Raw genomic sequence first — 21669 nt, forward strand, 5'->3', positions numbered from 1 at the left:
CACGGTTAGCGTCAGCGCGGTAGATGCCTGGGGCAACACCGTTGCGGCTGAACACCCGATTGAACTGGATCTGAACGCCGTGGCGGTCACCATTGATACCGTCTCCGGCGACGACCTGCTGAATGCCGCAGAAAAAGGGGCCGATTTAACCCTTTCCGGCCAGACGCAGGGCGTGGAGGCGGGGCAGACCGTGGTGGTGAAATTCGCCGACCAGACCTTCACCGCGCAGGTGCAGCAGGACGGCTCCTGGAGCCTGACCGTGCCCGCCAGCGCCATGGAAACACTCATCGACGGGCGCGCGCAGGTGAGCGTCAGCGTCACTAACGTCAACGGCAACAGTGCCGACGCGTCGCGCGTGGTCACGGTGGATACGCAGCCACCGGCGATTACGCTCGATAACCTGACCGCCGATAACATCATCAACGCGGCTGAAGCGCAGCAGGATTTACTGTTAAGCGGTAGCAGCAGTGCGGAACCCGGCCAGACGGTTACCGTGACGCTGAACGGCAAAACGTATCAGACTACGGTCCAGACGGACGGTACCTGGCAGCTGAGCGTCCCGGCGGCAGACGTCGGTGCCCTCAACGATGGCATCGTTACCGTGACGGCCACCGTGAGCGACGTGGCGGGCAACACCAGCAGCGCCGACCGCGTGGGGCTGGTGGACGCGACCGTGCCGCAGGTGACCATCAACAGCTTTGTCACCGACACCAACACCGTTAACCAGCTCGCCCATTCACAGGCGCAGATCCTGAGCGGCTCCGTCACCGGCGCGGCAGCGGGCGATCTGGTGACCATCACTATTAACAGCGTCGATTACACCACCGTGGTGGATGCGGCGGGCAAATGGAGCCTTGGCCTGCCGGCGTCCGTCGTGCAGGGGCTGGCTGACGGCACCTGGACAGTTGACGTCTCCGTGACCGACAGATCCGGCAATACCGGAAGCAGTTCGCTGGATGTGGTGGTGAATACCGTGACGCCCGTCATCGGTATCAACACGCTGGCGGCGGACGACGTGATTAACGCGACCGAGAAAGGCGAAGATCTGCAGATTTCCGGCACCAGCAACCAGCCGGAAGGCACGACTATTACGGTGACCCTCAACGGCATTCAGTACACGGCCACCGCTGACGCCAGCGGCAACTGGAGCGTGACCGTACCGGCGGCAAACGTGCTGGCGCTGGGCGAAGCGAATTACACCGTGACGGCGAACGTCACCGATAGCGTAGGCAACAGCGCCTCAGCCTCACACGATGTGCTGGTAGACAGCTCGCTGCCGGTGGTGACGATTAACACGCTGGCGGGCGACAATATCGTTAACGCGGCGGAAGTGGCGGCAGGGCAAACCCTGTCCGGTAAAGTCACGAACGCGGCGCCAGGTGACACTGTCACGATTATCCTTGGCGGCCAGACATACACGGCTGCCGTGCAGGACGATCTGACCTGGAGCCTGCCGTTAAGCGAGAGCCAGTTCACCGCGCTCGGTAACGGGGATCTCACCGTATCGGCCAGCGTCACCAACGCGCACGGCAATACCGGTTCCTCTTCGCTCGACTTCACCATCGACGCCCAGCTTCCGGGACTGCGTATTGATACGGTCGCAGGCGACGACGTGATCAACGTGATTGAACACGCGCAGAACCTGATTGTATCCGGAACCAGCACCGATCTGGCGGCGGGCAGCGCCGTGACCGTGACCATCAACGGCAAAGCCTATTCCGCAACGGTGCTGGCGGACGGCACCTGGCAGGCAGCGGTACCTGCAGCGGACGTGTCCCAGTGGGCGGATGGCTCACTGGATATCAAGGCAAGCGCGCAGGATGCTTCTGGCAACCCGGTAACCATCGGGACCGTCGTGGACGTCGATCTCACGCCGGTCGCCATCACCATCAACAGCGTGACCGACGACAACGTGCTTAACGCGGTGGAAAAAGGCCAGGATTTGGTGCTGTCCGGCACCACTTCCGGTGTTGAAGCGGGCCAGACCGTGACCATCACCTTCGCAGGGAAAACCTACACCACGACGGTGGATGGCAACGGCGACTGGACCTGGACCGTTCCGGCTGCCGATCTGAGCGGCCTGAAAGACGGCGACGCCAGCGTTCAGGTCAGCGTCATCAACGTGAACGGCAACGCCGCGTCTTCGGCGCAGGAGTTCAGCGTCGACACCACCGCGCCGACGGTGACCATCAACACCATCAGCGGCGATAACATGCTGAATGCGGCAGAGGCGGCGCAGGATCTGACCCTGAGCGGGACCTCTACTGCCGAAGCGGGCCAGACGGTCACCGTGACCTTCAACGGCAATCAATACAGCGCGCAGGTGCAGGCGGACGGCAGCTGGACGCTGGACGTGCCTGCGGCGGATCTGGCGGGCATCACCGACGGCAGCGCCGCGGTAACGGCGACCGTGTCAGATAAGGCAGGCAACCCGGCCAGCGCGGGCTCTTCAGTGCTGGTCGATACCACCGTACCGCAGATTTCGTTCAACATCGTTGCGGGCGATGACGTCGTGAATATTGCCGAGCACGGCCAGGCGCTGATCGTCTCCGGTAAGGTGACGGGCGCGCAGGCGGGCGACGTGATTACCGTGACCCTGAACGGGAAAGACTACAGCGCCATGCTGGACGCGTCCGGCAGCTGGAGCGTGGGCGTTCCGGCGGCGGACGTGGGCGCGCTGGCAAACGGCGAGCAGACGATCTCCGCGACCCTCACCGACAAAGCCGGTAACAGCACCAGCGCGACGCACGAGTTTGACGTCTCCCTCACCGCGCCGGTGATTGCCATCAATACCCTGGCGGCTGACGACGTGATCAACGCGACCGAGAAAGGCCAGGATCTGCAGGTGTCCGGCACCAGCAACCAGCCGGAAGGAGCCGCCATTACGGTGACGCTGAACGGCATCAACTATACGGCCACCGCCGACGCGAGCGGGAACTGGAGCGTGACCGTTCCGGCGGCAAACGTCTCGGCGCTAGGCGAAGCGAGCTATGTGGTGACGGCGAGCGTAACCGACAGCGCGGGCAACAGCGCGAGCACCGGCCACAGCGTGCTGGTCGACAGCGCGCTGCCGCAGGTCACCATCAACCCGGTCGCCACGGACGACGTTATTAACGCGGCGGAAGTGGCTGCCGGACAGACCCTGAGCGGGAAAGTGAGCGGCGCGGCGAGCGGTGACACTGTCACCGTTACCATCGGCGGCAATACTTATACGGCGACGGTTCAGGACGATCTGAGCTGGTCGGTCAACGTGCCGTCCACGATCTTAACCGCCATCGGGAACGGCGATCTGACGGTGTCAGCAAGCGTCACCAACGGCCACGGCAACACCGGCACCGGCGAGCGCGAAATCGTGATAGACGCTAACCTGCCTGGCCTGCGGGTCGATACCGTGGCAGGCGACGATGTCATCAACAGCATCGAGCACGCTCAAAACCTGATTATCACCGGCTCCAGCGAAGGCCTGGCAGCGGGCGCGGCGTTAACGGTGACCGTCAATGGTAAAACCTACGCCGCAACCGTGCTGGCGGACGGGACCTGGACGGCGGCCATTCCGGCGGCAGACGTCAGCGCGCTGAATGCGGGCACGGTCACCGTGACCGTGGACGGCCAGAGCGCGGCGGGCAATCCGGTTTCTATTAGCCATGACGTGAAGGTGGATCTGGCGGCAGTCGCCATCAGCATTAACCCGATTGCCTCTGACGACGTGATTAACGCGGCGGAGAAAGGCGCGGACCTGGTGCTGTCCGGCTCCACCACCAACGTGGAAGAAAACCAGACCGTCACCATCACCTTCGGCGGTAAGTCGTACACCGCGACGGTCGATGCCGACGGCAACTGGACAACCACCGTGCCGTCTGCCGATTTGGGCAGCCTGAAGGACGGCGATGCCAGCGTGCAGGTGAGCGTCACCAACGTGAACGGCAACAGCGCGTCCGCGGGCCGCGAGTACAGCGTAGACGCGACCGCGCCGACGGTGTCTATTGAAATCATCAGCGACAACAACATTATCAATGCGGCCGAAGCGCAGCAGGATCTGGTGATTAACGGCGTCACCAACGCCGAAGCGGGTCAGACCGTCACCGTGACCCTGAACGGCGTGGACTACACCACCACCGTTGAGGCTAACGGCAGCTGGAGCGTGACCGTACCGTCCGCCGATCTGGGCGCGATTGCCGACGGAAACTACACCGTCAGCGCCGCCGTATCGGATAAAGCGGGCAACCCGGCCTCCGCGGATCGCGACGTGCTGGTTGATACCACCGTTCCACAGCTGACCATTCACACCGTTTCCGACGACGACGTGATCAACAGCGCCGAGCATGCGCAGGCCCTGATTGTCACCGGTTCCGTGACCGGCGCGGCGGCGGGCGATGTGGTCACCGTCACCCTCAACGGCAAATCGTACACCGCCACTCTCGACGCCTCCGGCAACTGGAGCGTTGGCGTGCCTGCGGCGGACGTAACCGCGCTGGCCGCCGGGGATTACACCATCACCGCGGCGCTGACCGATAAAGCCGGCAACAGCAACAGCGCCACGCACGGCGTAGAGGTGAACCTGACCGCGCCGGGGCTGACCATTGACACCGTTTCCGGTGACGATGTAATCAACAATACTGAGAAAACCCAGGATCTGACCCTCTCCGGTACGGCTTCCGGCCTGGCGGCAGGTGCGGTGGTGACCGTGATGCTCAACGGCAAAGCGTACAGTGCGCAGGTGGACGATAACGGAAAATGGACCACCACCGTTCCGGCGAGCGAAGTCGGTCAGCTGGGCGAGGCGCTTTACACCGTCACCGCCTCGGCGACGGACGGCGTCGGTAACAGCACCAGCGCGTCTCACACCGTGAACGTGGAGTCCGTTCTGCCGGGCGTGATCGTTAACACCATTGCGGGCGACGACGTCATTAACGCGGCAGAGCTGGCAGCCGGCCAGACCATCAGCGGTAAGGTGGTGAATGCCGAAGCGGGCAACACCGTGACCGTGACCATTGGCGGTAACATCTACACCGCAACGGTGCAGAGCGATCTCACCTGGTCCGTCGATGTGCCTGAATCTGTTCTGACGGCGCTGGGCAACGGCGATTTGACGGTGTCAGCCAGCGTGACCAACGGCGTCGGCAACAGCGGATCCGCTGAGCGCGATATCACGATCGACGCTAACCTGCCGGGCCTGCGCGTGGATACCGTGGCGGGTGACGACGTGATCAACAGCATCGAACACGGGCAGAACCTGATTATCACCGGTTCCAGCGACGGGCTGATGGCAGGCGCGGCGCTGAACGTGACCGTAAACGGCAAGACCTATCCGGCGACCGTGCTGGAGGACGGCACCTGGAGCGCGGCGATCCCGGCCGCGGACGTCGGCGCATTGAGTGCTGGCACGGTTACCGTGACCGTTGCGGGCCAGAGCAGCGCCGGTAACCCGGTTTCCATCAGCCACGATGTAACGGTGGATCTGGCGAGCGTTGCCATCAGCATTGACGCCATCGCCACCGATGACGTGATTAACGCGGCCGAGAAGGGCGCGGATCTGGTGCTCTCAGGCACTACCTCAAACGTCGAAGAAAATCAGACCGTCACCATCACCTTCGGCGGCAAGAGCTACACCGCGACCGTAGGCGCCGACGGCAAGTGGACGACCACGGTGCCAGCGGCCGATCTGGCGGGTCTGAAAGACGGCGACGCCAGCGTGCAGGTGAGCGTCACCAACGTCAACGGCAACAGCGCCTCGGCGGGCCGCGAGTACAGCGTGGATGCGACCGCACCGTCCGTGACCATCAATACCCTGGCGACGGACGACATTCTCAATGCCACCGAAGCGAAGAGCGATCTGACGGTTTCCGGCACCAGCACCGCCGAAGCGGGCCAAACGGTCACCGTATCGCTGAACGGCAAAGACTACACCACAACCGTCAGCGCGGACGGCAGCTGGACGCTGAACGTTCCGGCGGCCGATCTGGCAGGATTAACCGACGGCAGCGTCACCGTTACCGCATCAGTCAGCGACAAGGCGGGTAACCCGGCGTCGGTGGATCACAACCTGGCGGTAGATATCACCGTCCCGGCGGTGACCATCAATACCGTGGCGGGCGATGACGTGATTAACATCGCAGAACACGGCCAGGCGCAAATCATCAGCGGCACCGCCACCGGCGCGGCAGCGGGCGATAAGGTCACCGTCACCATCGGCGGCCAGACGTACACCACCGTGCTGGACGCGGCGGGGAACTGGAGCGTGGGCGTCCCGGCGAACGTGATTTCCGGCCTCAGCGACGGCACTGTGACCGTCACCGCGTCGGTTACCGACTCGGCGGGCAACACCGGTACTGGCAGCCATAACGTGACCGTCGATACCGGTCTGCCTTCGGTCAGCTTCAACGCCATCAGCGGCGATAACGTGCTGAACGCGGTGGAGAAAGGTCAGGACCTGAGCGTCAGCGGCACCAGCGCCAACCTCGCGGAAGGCACCGTGGTGACCGTGACCCTGAACGGCAAAAACTACGCGGCCACGACGGCGGCAGACGGCACCTGGAGCCTGACGGTTCCGGCGGCGGATCTGGCGGGTCTGGGTCAGGCCAACTACACCCTGAACGCGAGCGCTACCAACGGGGTGGGCAACAGCGTGAGCAACACCGCGAACCTGCTGGTGGATACCGCGCTGCCGACCGTCACCATCCACACCGTGGCGGGCGATAACGTCATTAACGCGGCGGAAGTGGCGGCAGGCCAGACCCTGAGCGGCACCGTGGCGAATGCCGAAGCGGGCAACACCGTCACCGTGACCATTGGCGGCAACACCTACACCGCGACGGTGCAGAGCGATCTGACCTGGTCCGTCAACGTGCCGTCTGACGTGCTGACCGCGCTGGGTAACGGCAGCCTGAGCGTAACGGCGACCGTCACCAACGGCCACGGCAACACCGGTACCGGCGAGCGCGAAATCGCTATCGACGCTAACCTGCCGGGCCTGCGCGTCGATACCGTGGCGGGCGACAACGTGGTCAACAGCATCGAACATACTCAAAACCTGATCGTCAGCGGATCCAGCGACGGGCTGGCGGCAGGCACGGCGCTGACCGTCACCATCAACGGCAAAGACTATGCGGCCACGGTGCTGGCGGACGGCACCTGGAGTGCGGCTGTTCCGTCTACCGACGTGAGCGCGTGGCCGGAAGGCTCCGTCAAAATCAGCGTGACCGGCGACAGCTCAGCGGGTAACCCGATTACCATCAGCCATGATGTGACGGTAGATCTGGCGACCGTTGCCATCAGCATCAATGCGATTGCGACCGACGACGTGATTAACGCGGCGGAGAAGGGCGCGGATCTGGTGCTGTCCGGTGCGACCACCAACGTGGAAGCCGGGCAGACCGTGACCATCAGCCTGAACGGCAAAATCTACACCACCACGGTGGACGACAGCGGCAGCTGGACCTGGACCGTACCGTCTGCGGATCTGGCTGGCCTGAAGGACGGCGATGCCAGCGTGCAGGTGAGCGTCACCAACGTCAACGGCAACAGCGCCTCGGCGGGACGTGAGTACAGCGTGGATGCCACCGCGCCGACCGTCACGATTAATACCCTGGCGACGGACGACATTCTGAATGCCGCCGAAGCGAAGAGCGATCTGACCGTGTCCGGTACCAGCTCTGCAGAAGCTGGCCAGACGGTGACCGTGTCGCTGAACGGCAAAGACTACACCACAACCGTCAGCGCGGACGGCAGCTGGACGCTGAACGTCCCGGCGGCCGATGTTGCGGCCCTGACGGACGGCAGCGTGACCGTTACCGCATCGGTAAGCGATAAGGCGGGCAACCCGGCGTCGGTTGATCACACTCTGACGGTGGACGTGACCGTTCCTGCGGTGACCATCAATACCGTGGCGGGCGACGATGTCATTAACCTCGCAGAACACAGCCAGGCGCACATCATCAGCGGCACCGCCACCGGCGCGGCTGCGGGCGATAAGGTCACCGTCACCATCGGCGGCCAGACGTACACCACCGTGCTGGACGCGGCGGGGAACTGGAGCGTGGGCGTCCCGGCGAGCGTGATTTCCGGCCTCAGCGACGGCACCGTGACCGTCACGGCGTCGGTTACCGACGCGGCGGGCAACATCGGTAGCGGCAGCCATAACGTGACCGTCGATACCGGGCTGCCGTCCGTGGCGTTCAATGCCATCAGCGGCGACAACGTGCTGAACGCGGTAGAGAAAGGTCAGGATCTGAGCGTTAGCGGCACCAGCGCCAACCTCGCGGAAGGCACCGTGGTGACCGTGACCCTGAACGGCAAAAACTACGCGGCCACGACGGCGGCAGACGGCACCTGGAGCCTGACCGTTCCGGCAGCGGATCTGGCGGGTCTGGGCGAAGCGAATTACACCCTGAGCGCGAGCGCGACCAACGGCGTGGGCAACAGCGTGAGCAACACCGCGAACCTGCTGGTGGATACCGCGCTGCCGACCGTCACCATCAACACCGTGGCGGGCGATAACGTCATTAACGCGGCGGAAGTGGCGGCCGGCCAGACCCTCAGCGGCAAGGTAACGAACGCGGAGGCGGGCAATACCGTCACCGTGACCATTGGTGGCAACACCTACACCGCGACGGTGCAGAGCGATCTGACCTGGTCCGTGAGCGTGCCGGAGTCCGTCCTGACGGCGCTGGGTAACGGTGACCTGACGGTGTCAGCAACCGTCACCAACGGCCATGGCAACACCGGGACCGGCGAGCGCGAAATCGTTATCGACGCCAGCCTGCCGGGCCTGCGCGTTGATACCGTGGCGGGCGACGATGTGATCAATAGCATCGAACATACTCAAAACCTGATCGTCTCCGGCACCAGCGACGGGCTGGCGGCAGGCACAACGCTCACCGTGACCGTCAATGGCAAAACCTATGCGGCCTCCGTGCTGGCAGACGGATCCTGGAACGCGGCGATCCCGGCGGCAGACGTCGCGGCCTTCGCAGCAGGTACCGTCACCGTGACCGTTGCAGGTCAGAGCGCGGCGGGCAACCCGGTGACCATCAGCCATGACGTGACCGTCGACCTGGCGTCGGTGGCTATCAGCATCGATGCGATTGCCACCGACGACGTGATTAACGCGGCGGAAAAAGGCGCGGATCTGGTGCTCTCCGGCAGCACCTCGAACGTGGAGGAAAACCAGACCGTTACGGTTACCTTCGGCGGCAAGACTTACATCGCTAAGGTGGATGCTGACGGTAACTGGACGGCCACCGTGCCGTCTGCGGATCTCGCGGGCCTGAAGGACGGCGATGCCAGCGTACAGGTGAGCGTCACCAACGCGCACGGCAACAGCGCGTCGGCGGGCCGGGAGTACAGCGTGGACGCGACTGCGCCAACCGTGACCATTGATACGGTTGCAGGCGATAACGTGATTAACGGCAGCGAAGCGGCTGCGGGCGTTGCCATCTCCGGCACCACTACGGCGGAAGTCGGTCAGACGGTCACCGTGACGCTGGGCGGTAAGAGCTATACCGCGCAGGTGCAGCAGGGCGGCATCTGGAGCGTTAACGTTCCGGGCAGCGACCTCTCCACGCTGGCGGATAAGGGCTACACCGTGCAGGCGAGCGTGAGCGACGCCGCGGGTAACCCGGGCAGCGCGGGCAAGACAATTACGCTTGATACCACGCCGCCGACCGTCAGCTTTAACGTTGTCGCGGGCGATGACGTGATTAACAGCGTGGAGCACGGCCAGGCGCAGATCGTCAGCGGGTCGGCAACCGGCGCGAACGTCGGGGATAAAGTGGTTATCACCCTCGGTTCGCACCAGTACACCACCACCGTTGACGCCAGCGGCAACTGGAGCGTGGGCGTTCCGGCCAGCGTGATTTCCGCCCTGACCGACGGCACCGTGACCCTCAGCGCGACCATTACCGACAGCGCGGGTAACAGCAGCACCCAGACCCATGACGTGGTGGTCAACACCGCCTCCGTGGCGCTGACGGTGAACACCCTTAGCGGTGACGACGTGATCAACGCGGCTGAAGCCGGTTCGTCACTGGTGATTAACGGCTCCAGCGCGCAGTTCGCCAGCGGGACTCAGGTCACCGTGACCCTGAACGGCAAGAGCTATACGGCCACCATTCAGAGCGACGGCACCTGGACGACTACCGTACCGGTTGCAGACGTCAGCGCCCTGGCCGATGGCGCCAGCTATCAGGTGTCCGTATCGGCACAGGACAGCGCGGGCAACAGCGCCTCCGCAACGCATACTATCAGCGTGGATACCACTGCGCCGGTGGTGAGCATTGGGACGCTGTCGGTTGACGACATGCTGAACGCCGCGGAAGCGCAGCAGCCGCTGACCGTGCACGGTTCTTCCAGCGCGGAGGCGGGTCAGACCGTTACCGTGACGCTGGGCGGCAAAACCTATACTGCGCTTGTCGGCAGCGACGGCACCTGGACGCTCGACGTGCCGGCGGCAGATCTGGCCGTCCTGAGCCAGGGCGCGCTGACGGTGACCGCCTCGGTCAACGATAAAGCCGGTAATAACGGCCAGACCACGCACACCTTAACGGTAGACACCGTTGCGCCAACCGTGACCATCAGCACCGTGGCCGATGACGATATCGTCAACAACGCGGAGCAGCTGGCGGGCCAGACGATCCGTGGTACGACCACGGCGGAACAGGGCCAGACGGTGACCGTCTCCTTCAACGGGCACAGCTATCAGGCGACCGTCGAGGCGGACGGATCGTGGTCGGTCTTCGTGCCGGGCCGTGATTTCCTCGGCCTGAGCGACGGGGAGTACACCATCACCGCTTCGGTGAACGATAAGGCGGGCAACCCGGGCAGCGCAACGCACGACGTGACGCTGAACGGCGATGTGCCAACCATCACCATCAACACCTTTGCGCAGGATGATATCGTCAACGCCGCCGAGCACGGCACGCCGCTGATTATCAGCGGTACCACCGACGCGCCTGCAGGCCAGACGGTGACCATCACGCTGAACGGTAAAACCTATGCGGCTACCGTCCAGAATGACGGTACCTGGAGCTATACGGTGGGCAGCGCTGACGTGACCGCGCTGGCAGACGGCGGCTCGTACGTCATCAATGCGCAGGTGAGCAACACCATCGGCAACAGCGCCAGCGATAACCATACCGTCACGGTGGATCTCACCGCGCCGTCGATGGTGATAAGTATTGATTCGCTGCAAAACGATACCGGCCTGAGCGCAACGGATTTCATTACCAACGACAGTCAGGTCGTCGTCAACGGCTCGCTGACCGCGCAGCTCGGCAATAACGAGAAGGCGCAGATCAGCCTCGACGGCGGCGTTACCTGGATTGACCTGACCGTGACCGGCACCACCTGGCGCTACGCCGATGGCCGCACCCTGACGGACGGTATGTATCAGTACCAGGTGCGGGTGATTGATAACGCGGGCAACGTGGGGGCAACGGACAGCCAGGACGTGGTGATTGATCTGACGAAGCCTGCGGCAACCACCATTACCGTGGATTCCATTACGCAGGATACCGGCCTGTCCGGCAGCGACTTTATCACCAGCGACAACCAGATCAGCCTTAAAGGCACGCTCGGTGCGGCGCTGGGTAGCGGCGACCACGCGCAGATCAGCCTTGACGGCGGCGTCACCTGGACCGACGTCAGCGTCAGCGGCCTGAGCTGGACGTACGTCGATGGCCGCACGCTGGCCGACGGGGATTACAACTACCAGCTGCGCGTGATTGACGATGCGGGCAACATCAGCGCCACCGCCTCTCAGGTGGTGACCATTGATACCGTTGCGCCGGACGCCAGCAAAACGATCGCCATCGACAGCATCAGCGACGATACCGGCCTGAGCAGCAGCGACTTTATCACTCGCGACACGTCCCTGACGCTGCACGGCTCGCTCGGCGCGACGCTGGCCGACGGGGAATACGCGCAGATCAGCATCGACGGCGGCGTCACCTGGCAGAACGTGATTGTCACCGGCAACAGCTGGTACTACGTCGATAGCCGTACGCTGGGTAACCAGACCTATGACTACTACGTCCGCGTGGTGGATGCCGCCGGTAACGTGGGGGCCAGCGCCCATCAGCAGGTGACCGTCGATACGGTCGCCCCGGATGCGGCGATTACGGTGACCGTGGATAACATTACCGTGGATACAGGCTTCGACAATAACGACTTCCTGACCAGTTCGACCTCGTACACGCTGCACGGAACGCTCGGCGCAGAACTCGGCGCGGGTGAATTCGTGCAGGTGAGCATGGACGGCGGCAGCACCTGGGTATACGCCACCGTGAGCGGCACGCAGTGGAGCTACAGCGACACGCGTACTCTGACCGACGGCAGCCATAACTATCAGGTACGGGTCGTCGATCTGGCGGGGAACGTGGGGGCAACCACCTCGCAGGCGGTGACGGTGGATACCCAGGCGCCGCAGTACGGCGTCACCATCGACAGCATCAGCGAAGATACCGGCCAGTCCGGCAGTGATTTCATCACCATGGACACCACGCTGACCATTAACGGTTCGCTGGGCAGCGCGCTGGCAAGCGACGAGCGCGTACAGATCAGCCTGGACGGCGGGAATACGTGGCTCGATACCACGGTCACCAACCAGCGCTGGAGCTACACCGATACCCGCGATCTGCCTGACGGCGACTACACCTACCAGGTGCGGATTATCGACCAGGCGGGCAACGTGGGTTCGACCGCGTCTCAGGTCGTCACGGTAGACACCACGCCGCCGACCACGGTCGGCACGGTCGTCAGCTATACCGACGGCGAAGGCGAGCGTCAGGGCACCTTTGGCAGCGCGGTGGCAACGGACGATAACTCGCCGCTGATCAACGGGACGCTTAACCGCGCCCCGGATGACGGCGAGATCGTGCAGCTCTACCGTGACGGGGTTCTGCTCGGCCAGGTGACCATGAACGGCAGCGCGAGCTGGTCCTTCCAGGACAACGGCCTGAGCGACGGGAATCACACCTACATCGTGCGCGTCACCGACAGGGCCGGAAACTACACGGAATCCGACGGCTTTGTGCTGAACGTCGATACCAGCATCCCGACCACCACGGCGGCGATTACCGCGCAGACCACGTCGGACACTACGCCGATCGTCAGCGGTACCGTCTCCGCTGACCTGGTGAACGGTGAATATCTGGTGGTGACGGTGAACGGCAAAACCTACACCTCCCAGACGGGCGGTGCGGTGGTGGTCGACCCGGATCACAACACCTGGTATCTGCAGATCCCGGACGGCGATGCGCTGAGCGTGGCAAGCTACAGCGTGACCGCGCAGGTGAAGAGCAGCGCGGGTAACGGCAATACCACCGGTACGGCGACCGGCAGCCTGGTGATTGATACCACCTCGGTGAATACCGACTGGGCAACCACGGCGGGGAACAGCAACAACTCCACCATGACCCTCGGCATGAACAGCAGCGGTCTGTGGAATATCATCGCTAACGGCCAGTCATACTCCAGCAGCGACAGCTCGACCTATGCCGGCAATACGCTGACCAATACCCGTAACTACTACGTGGTGAGCCAGACCGCCGCCGACTTTGACCGTAACGGCACGCAGGACATTTTCGCGACGGAAAATACCTACGCCGGGTCAACGCAGGTGATGTGGACCTACGATGGCAGCACCTATAACGCCAGCCAGCTGGCAATGGGCACTACCATCTGGTACGGCGGCGTAATTGCGTACGATAAAACCGGCGATGGCTATCTGGATCTGGCCTACGGTGACTCCGGCGCGGACTCCATTACGTACCTGATCAACAAGAACGGCGTACTGTCGCCGGATGGGACCAATGGCGGAGCAGGTTTCTGGGGGCAATTCACCACCATGCGTGAAATCTCCGGCGTCGATCTGAACAACGACGGCACGGTAGATATTGTCCAGCACACTAACCGCAGCGGCGCGTACTCGTTAACCGTGATCAACAACAACGGTAACGGCACGCTCTCCATCGGTCAGAACCTGACGAACGTGTTTGTGGCAAACGCTTCAAATACCACCACGGCGGCATCCATGACGTGGGCGGACTTCAACGGCGATGGCTACATGGATCTGTACCTGGGCAGCAGCTACAACAACAACGGCGGGGTGATCTACTACAACGACGGTACCGGGAAGCTCTCGGCCACCAAGAGCGCGGTAGAAGCCTCTAACGCAGCGGCGGGCTATTTGTCTGTGGCGGTGGACTGGAACGGCGACGGACAGATGGACATCGTCAAGCTCAGCACCTACAGCGGCTCGCAAACGGCGACCCTGTTCACCAACAACGGTTACGGCTCTACCTGGACCTCAAGCCAGCTGGCTTCAGGCCTGGCGAACGTCACCGGCGTGGCGGCTGTCGACTACAACTGGGACGGCGCGCAGGACCTGCTGGTTTCTCAGCAGAACGGCAAGGTGGTGCTGGTGCAAAACAGCAAAACCATTGCTGACGGCACCGCGATGCATCTGCACATTGTCGACAGCGAGGGCATCAACGCCTACTACGGCAACACGGTCAATCTGTACAACGCCGCGGGCGTGCTGGTGGCCTCGCAGATCATCAACGCCCAGTCCGGTATCGGTTCGAACGATACCTCTGCGCTGGTGAGCTTCTACGGGCTGGATCCGAATGAAACCTATTCGGCTGAGATCCTGAAGATCACCAACGGCGTGTCGGATAACGTCACCTGGAGCGGTCTGGAAGCAGGCAACGGCAAGGAGGGCTATGTCCTGACGGCCGAAGCCGCCACCGGCGGCCACAGCGGGACTATCACCGGGACCGGGTATAACGACACCTTTATCGCGGAAAACGGCACCTATACCTACAACGGTTCCGGCGGCTGGAATACCCATTCCGACTATGACACCTGGAGCAACACCGGTGGGATGGACGTGGTGGATTACCGCAATGCGACCTCCGGCGTAACCGTTGACCTGCGCCTCTCAACCGCGCAGGACACCGGGTTCGGCACCACGCGTCTGCTGAACATTGAAGGGATTAACGGTTCGGATTTCGACGACGTCATCACCGGCAACAGCGGTGATAACCAGTTCGAAGGCCGCGGCGGAAATGACACCTTCAACATTGGCAGCGGCGGTCACGATACGTTGCTCTACAAGCTGATCAACGCGTCGGATGCGACGGGCGGTAACGGTCACGACGTGGTGAACGGCTTTACGGTCGGGACCTGGGAAGGGACAGCGGACACGGATCGTATCGACCTGCGCGATCTGCTCTCCGGCAGCGGCTATACCGGCACGGGCTCGGCGAGCTATGTGAACGGCGTGGCCACGCTGGACAGCAGCGCGGGCAATATCAGCGATTACATCCGCGTGGTGCAGAACGGCAGCAATACCGAGATCCAGGTTGACCTGGACGGTACGGGCGGCCAGTTCTCGCCGACCACTCTGGTGACCCTGAACGGCGTGCAGACGGATCTGGCGACGCTGCTGGCGAACCATCAGCTGTTAATTGCGTAAAACAACGCCGCGGGGAGCGATCCCCGCGGCCTTTTGGCATTTCTTTACACGAATAGTCATAACCCTATATTTCACAAGATTATTTTGCGGGCTCGTTTAGAAAGCGTTCGTTTTTTAATCATCCCGTAAAGGTATCATTTCAGGGCGGAATTACCGCTCTGGACAGGACGTAGCCTTATGAAGACACATCCACTGTACGAACCCTGGCTGCAGGGCATGCTCATCATCGCGAAGCACTACCGGCTGGATTTTTCCGCGGAGCATGTTCGGGTCACAATTAACCATGAAAGCCAGTCTCCGCGCCAGCTGGTGCTGGAGGAGATGGCGCGCCAGCTTGGGCTGGGGATGCGTGTGGTGGCGGCGGAAGCGGTATCCCTCGATCCGTGGCGTCTGCCGCTGCTGGCGGAATTTACCGGCGGGCAGATTGCGGTGATCAACCGCATGGACAACGAAGGCAACGTCAGCCTGCAGTTCAGCGGCGATGCGGGGCTGGAGACGACGCTGACGCGCGAGGAGATCGGGTCGCGGTTAAAGGGCCTGATGGTGCTGCGCCCGCTCGAATCCACGCCGGATGCCCGCGTGGATGACTACATCAAACCGTATGAGAAAAACTGGTTCTGGCAGCTGGCGCTGAAGGACTGGCGACGCTACAGCGATATTATGCTTGTGGCGCTGGTGGCTAACGTGCTGGCGCTCTCAGGCATGGTCTTCTCCATGCAGGTATACGACAGGGTGGTGCCGTCGCAGTCGGAGGCCACGCTGTGGGTGCTGTTTGGCGGCGTGATGATTGCCATCGTGTTCGAATTCATCATGCGTATGCTGCGGGTGCATATTTCTGATGTAGTGGGCAAGCGCGCCGACCTGCGTATCTCTGAACGCGTTTTTGCCCACGCGCTGCGGATTAAAAACGGCGCGCGATCGAAATCAACCGGATCGTTTATCGCGCAGATCCGCGAGCTGGAGTCGGTGCGCGAGCTGATCACTTCCACCACCATTGCGGCGATTTCCGATCTGCCGTTCTTCCTGCTGTTCGTCTTCATTCTGTGGATGATTGGCGGTCCGCTGGTGCTGGTGGTTCTGCTCGCCGTGCCGCTGCTGCTCATCCCGGGCCTGCTGGTACAGCGCCCGCTGGGGAAACTCTCCAGCGAAGGGATGCGCGAATCCGCCATCCGTAACGCCACGCTGGTGGAAGCGGTGCAGGGCATTGAAGACATCAAGCTGATGCGCGCCGAACAGCGTTTCCAGAACCAGTGGAATAACACCAACGACGTCGCCGCCAGCGTCGGCATGAAGCAGCGCTGGCTGACGGGCCTGCTGCTCACCTGGACGCAGGAGGTGCAGTCCATCGTTTATGCGGTAGTGCTGCTGGTGGGATGTTATCTGGTCATCAGCGGCGATATGACCACCGGTGCGCTGGTCGGGACCTCGATTCTGGCGTCGCGGACCATTGCGCCGCTGTCGCAGATCTCAGGCGTGCTCTCGCGCTGGCAGTCGGCGAAAGTGGCCCGCAAGGGGCTGGACGATCTGATGCAGCGTCCGATTGACGATCCGCAGCACGGCAAGAAGGTGCACAAGGCCCACCTGCGCGGCGACTATTCGCTTGAGGACGTTGGGTTTTACTACGACGAGGAAGAGAAACTCACCGTGCTCAACATCAGCAAGCTGCAGATCCGCGCCGGGGAGCGCGTGGCTGTGCTTGGACGCAATGGTTCCGGGAAAAGCACGCTGTTACAGCTTCTGGCGGGCATGCAGGAGCCGCAGCAGGGCAGCATTCTGCTGGACGATATTGCGCTCAATCACCTCGACCCGGCCGACGTGCGTCGGGACATGCAGCTGCTGAGCCAGCAGGCCCGGCTGTTCTTTGGCTCCGTGCGGGACAACATCCTGATGGGGAACCCGCTCGCCACCGATGACGAAATTCATCAGGCGCTGGTCAACAGCGGCGCGCTGGAGTTTGTGCGCAAGCAGAAAATGGGGCTGAACACCATCATTAACGAAGGCGGAACGGGCCTCTCCGGCGGACAGCGTCAGGCGCTGCTGCTGGCGCGTGCCCTGATCACTTCACCAAATATCCTGCTGCTGGACGAACCTACCGCCTGGCTGGACGAAATGAGCGAGAAGCAGTTTATTCAGCATCTTCACAAATGGCTGGGTAAACGCCGGACGCTGGTCGTGGCGACGCATCGCCTGCCGATTCTGGACCTGGTCGACCGCATCATCGTGCTGGAAAACGGCAAGGTGGTGATGGACGGACCGCGCGACGCTATCCTGCACCAGCACGGTATGGCACCGCAAAAAGCAGCACAGCGCACCGTGACCATGAAGCCGGCGGCGGTTGCAGAGGGGGGCGCGGCATGAATGATTTGTCTGGTTTCAATAGCCGGCTGAAGGAGCCTCGCCTGCCGCGATCTACCCTGGTGGCATGGTCGCTGTTTGCCCTGCTGGCGGTGTTTATCGCCTGGGCAAGCCTGTTCCATCTGGATGAGGTGACCACCGGCAGCGGTAAGGTGATACCATCTTCGCATGAGCAGGTCATTCAGTCCCTGGAAGGCGGCATTATCCACAGCCTGATGGTGCGCGAAGGCGACATTGTGGAACGCGGCCAGCAGCTCGCGCAGCTTGACCGGACGAAAACCGAGTCGAGCGTGCTGGAGAGTGAGTCTCGTCTGAATGCGGCGCTGGCAACGGCGGCGCGCCTGAAGGCCGAGGTGAACGACACGGAACTCGCGTTTCCGGAAGAACTGGATGACGACGTTGAGCTGGTCAAACAGGAAACGGCGCTCTACCAGTCCCGTCGTGAAAGCCTCGAAAAAGGACTGGCCGGTTTGCGTCAGGGGGCCGAGCTGGTGCAGCGCGAACTGTCGTTAACCCGTCCGCTGGTGACACAGGGAGCGGCCAGCAAGGTGGAGGTGCTACGTCTTGAGCGTCAGAAAAATGAGCTTGAGAACAAAATCACCGAGATGAAAAACCAGTATTACGTTCGCGCCCGTGAAGAGCTGGCGAAAGCCAATGCGGAGATTGAAGCCCAGCGTTCGGTGATGAAGGGTCGGGAAGACTCTCTGACCCGGCTGACCTTCAATGCCCCGGTTCGCGGGATCGTGAAGGATATCGACGTTACGACCGTGGGAGGCGTCATCCCGCCGAACGGCAAGCTGATGAGTCTGGTTCCGCTTGACGATCAGATGGTGGTTGAAGCGAAAATTTCGCCGCGCGATGTGGCGTTTATCCATCCCGGACAGAAGGCGCTGGTAAAAGTGACGGCCTATGACTACTCCATTTACGGCGGGCTGGAAGGGGAAGTGACCATGATTTCGCCGGACACCCTGCAGGATGAGGTGAAAAGAGATGTTTATTACTATCGCGTCTATATCCGTACCGACAGTAACCATCTGACCAATAAGCAAGGTCAGGAATTCCCGGTCTTTCCGGGCATGATTGCTACCGTAGACATTAAAACCGGCAGCAAAACCATTCTGGATTATCTGTTGAAACCGCTGAACAAGGCAAAAGAGGCGCTGCGGGAACGATAGGTTAAGGGCGTTCGGAACACCGAACGCCTGGTGAATTATACGGTTGACGTCATGTTTTGAGCGTGGCGTCGCTCTTTAGGTACAACGTTGATGTAATGGGTAACATACGCAAAATATAATCCGGCATAATTTTCAACAAGTTCGAGAAACGCCGGGTATATCGACATTCGACCATCACCACGATCTTTAAGATAACCTGCCTCTTGTGCCGATTTAATTATTCGGTTGACGTGAATGCGCGAAACAAAAAATTCTTTTGCTAGCGTGCTTGCTGAATATTCAATGACGGCACCATGGGCTGATTTGTTTTTCATGGCCTGCAGGTAAAGATAAAGCATAATCATACGCCCGCCATCTTTATCGATAAATAACCCCACTTCTGGCAGCACCTTTCGGAACGTTAATCCCCGAAAAAGATATTCAGCCGCGCGGCGAAAAAAGTTGTTTCTCAAAATATCATTATCCAACAGGTTAACATTAATGTTAAATGCTGGGTAAAGAATACTGACGGGCAAAAAAGCACCGGACATATAACGCTTAAGTTCATTAAGACCTTTTTCAGTGGGCGCGATTCTCGTTTTACGTCGGTCTTCCATGCAGCGCCAGGTCCTGATGCGCCCGGTAGTTCTGAGTATCGTAATGATCGCAATAACGCTGTTAGGGCTGGCTATCTTATAGCGAGAACATAACTCTTTAATCTCTGAAACTGACTCGGCCTGATTTCCAAAAATAAAACAACACATGGAGAGAATAATATTGAATCGTGATTCCTGCAGCATTGTCTTGTAGAACAAAGGTTGTTTTTTGTAGATGGTGTCATTAATTGTGTAGTGCTCTGATATTGCCTCACCGAATCGCGGATTGCTCTTTATAACATCCCTTCGATGTAGCAAGGCCCTGGATGAGATATGATTATCCATAGCATTTTTCTCGTATTTGAATGAACCGATAGATGAAGTATCCAGTCTTCTTTTTCGGAATTTTCATTATACCCTGAGAATGAGATGTTTGTCGGGGTTATTTGAAAAGAAAAGTATATTTAAACCGCGGTGATTAACGCAAAGATGTTCCGGTGAGTTCAACTGATAAATGTTTCGTACCCTGTGGCTGTATTGTAAAATTAATGATTATAAAAGGTGCGTTAGATTTTACGTGTTCACAAATGGAAAAGGTGCGTTAGTGCCCAGGAGCAGTTTATGACCCACAAAATTTCTCACAGAAATGGGGCGTGCGATGAACAAAAATTTGTCATTTCAGCCTGCGGTTTTACGTTCCAGGGATATCGTCTGATCCTAAGCCAGTACGGAATAGAGGCTTCGCATCTGCACTTTGAGGGGGATGAAATATCCGAGCGGGATATGGAAAATATCCTTATAAATCAAACTGCTCATATCGTTGTCTTTCTTGGTAAGGGGGTCGTGAATCTCCTGGAAAGCCTGAAGCGTCTGGCATCCGTGCTCAATACACTTCCCGTTATTCGACGCGTCACCCTGTATGGTGAAATGCCGGATGGCTGGCTGTATCGCACCCTGGGCAGTCTTTTAAATAATAGTTATCAGTTATCATTGATTCGTATAGCCCGCGTTTCAGATATTATAACCTTTATTCATCCGCACCATAATTTATTTAAGGACCGTTCGTGCTTATTGCGCGATCGTTACCGGGATAACTCTTCCCAGGAAAACGTAAAGTGGCTAACAAAAAGAGAGATTGATGTTTTATTAAATTTCTATCGCGGTATGTCAGTAAAAGAAATGTGCGAAAGAATGGGGTTGTCGAATAAAACGGTTTATACCCATCGGAAGGAGGGTGTTCTCAAATTAAATTTAATTAAGCGATGGCTACACGATCCGCATAATTTAAAAGCGGAAGGGCGAATTAAACATCAGCGCCAGAAAACAGAATTCACGGATAAGGAAACAGAAATATTTAATGCGCTACTTAAAAGAGAGATCTTCCCTGCCTATCAGATTATTACCGATCGTGACAAAAAGGGCGTAGGTTTTGAAATACTTATCCGCTGGAATAAAAACGGTAAAATTGTCAAGCCAGCCAGTTTTCTCACGGACATTTCAAATCATGAGATATGGTTAAAAATAACAGCGTTAGTCATCCATGCCGCCGTTTCGGGTATTAATAAGTATAACGGGAAATATTATTTTTCTGTGAACATCCCGCCTCGCCTGGCTTCCGGGAATGCATTGCCTGATATGGCACGCAAAGCCATCGATATGCTGCTCAAACCGCAGTGGGCCGAAAAGCTGGTCTTTGAATTTGCAGAGGATATTGACGTAACGAAGGACAAAAGGATCCCTGAAACCATGCGGCATTTACGTAATACGGGGTGTCGATTGTATCTGGATGACTGCTTCTCGAATCATCAAACTATGTTCCCGGTGCGCCAGGTGCATTTTGATGGACTTAAGCTGGATCGGGACATCGTTGAGCATTTTGTGGCAAACGATAATGACTATAACCTGATTAAAGCGATACAGCTTTATAGCGATATGACCGGAACGGACTGTATTGCAGAGGGGGTTGATAGTGAAGAAAAGTTTGAGAAATTAGTCGCGCTAGGCGTCAAGAATTTTCAGGGGTATTATTTATCGCGGGCCGTGAAAGAGGATGAGTTAGACCGTATGGTAAGATTGTTTAGTTAGGTAA

The 21669-nt window shown here is 59.9% G+C and carries 5 protein-coding genes; 4 read left to right on the forward strand and 1 reads right to left on the reverse strand.

Annotated elements, in window-relative coordinates:
• Positions 1 to 70: 70 nt before the first annotated feature.
• From F0319_RS10455 to F0319_RS10465, 3 genes are all read left to right on the forward strand, one after another.
• On the forward strand, positions 71 to 15475 hold the full coding sequence (locus F0319_RS10455; protein ID WP_478210374.1) for an Ig-like domain-containing protein: 15405 nt from the start codon (positions 71 to 73) through the stop codon (positions 15473 to 15475).
• Between the two features lie 177 nt (positions 15476 to 15652).
• Positions 15653 to 17833 carry a type I secretion system permease/ATPase gene (locus F0319_RS10460; protein WP_149366859.1) on the forward strand — a complete coding sequence of 727 codons (2181 nt, stop codon included), beginning with the start codon at positions 15653 to 15655 and terminating at the stop codon, positions 17831 to 17833.
• Positions 17830 to 19005, forward strand: coding sequence for an HlyD family type I secretion periplasmic adaptor subunit (locus F0319_RS10465; protein ID WP_149366860.1), 1176 nt, complete (start codon positions 17830 to 17832; stop codon positions 19003 to 19005). The genes F0319_RS10460 and F0319_RS10465 overlap by 4 nt, the downstream gene beginning before the upstream one ends.
• A 35-nt stretch (positions 19006 to 19040) precedes the next feature.
• Here F0319_RS10465 and F0319_RS10470 read toward each other — a convergent pair whose 3' ends face one another.
• Positions 19041 to 19925, reverse strand: a complete 885-nt coding sequence (locus F0319_RS10470) for a MarR family transcriptional regulator (protein ID WP_149366861.1) — start codon at positions 19923 to 19925, stop codon at positions 19041 to 19043.
• Between the two features lie 276 nt (positions 19926 to 20201).
• On the opposite strand from F0319_RS10470, the gene F0319_RS10475 reads away from it, so the two are divergent.
• On the forward strand, positions 20202 to 21665 hold the full coding sequence (locus tag F0319_RS10475; RefSeq protein ID WP_149366862.1) for an EAL domain-containing protein: 1464 nt from the start codon (positions 20202 to 20204) through the stop codon (positions 21663 to 21665).
• Positions 21666 to 21669 lie beyond the last annotated feature (4 nt).

Source organism: Enterobacter vonholyi, from assembly GCF_008364555.1.
GTDB lineage: Bacteria > Pseudomonadota > Gammaproteobacteria > Enterobacterales > Enterobacteriaceae > Enterobacter > Enterobacter vonholyi.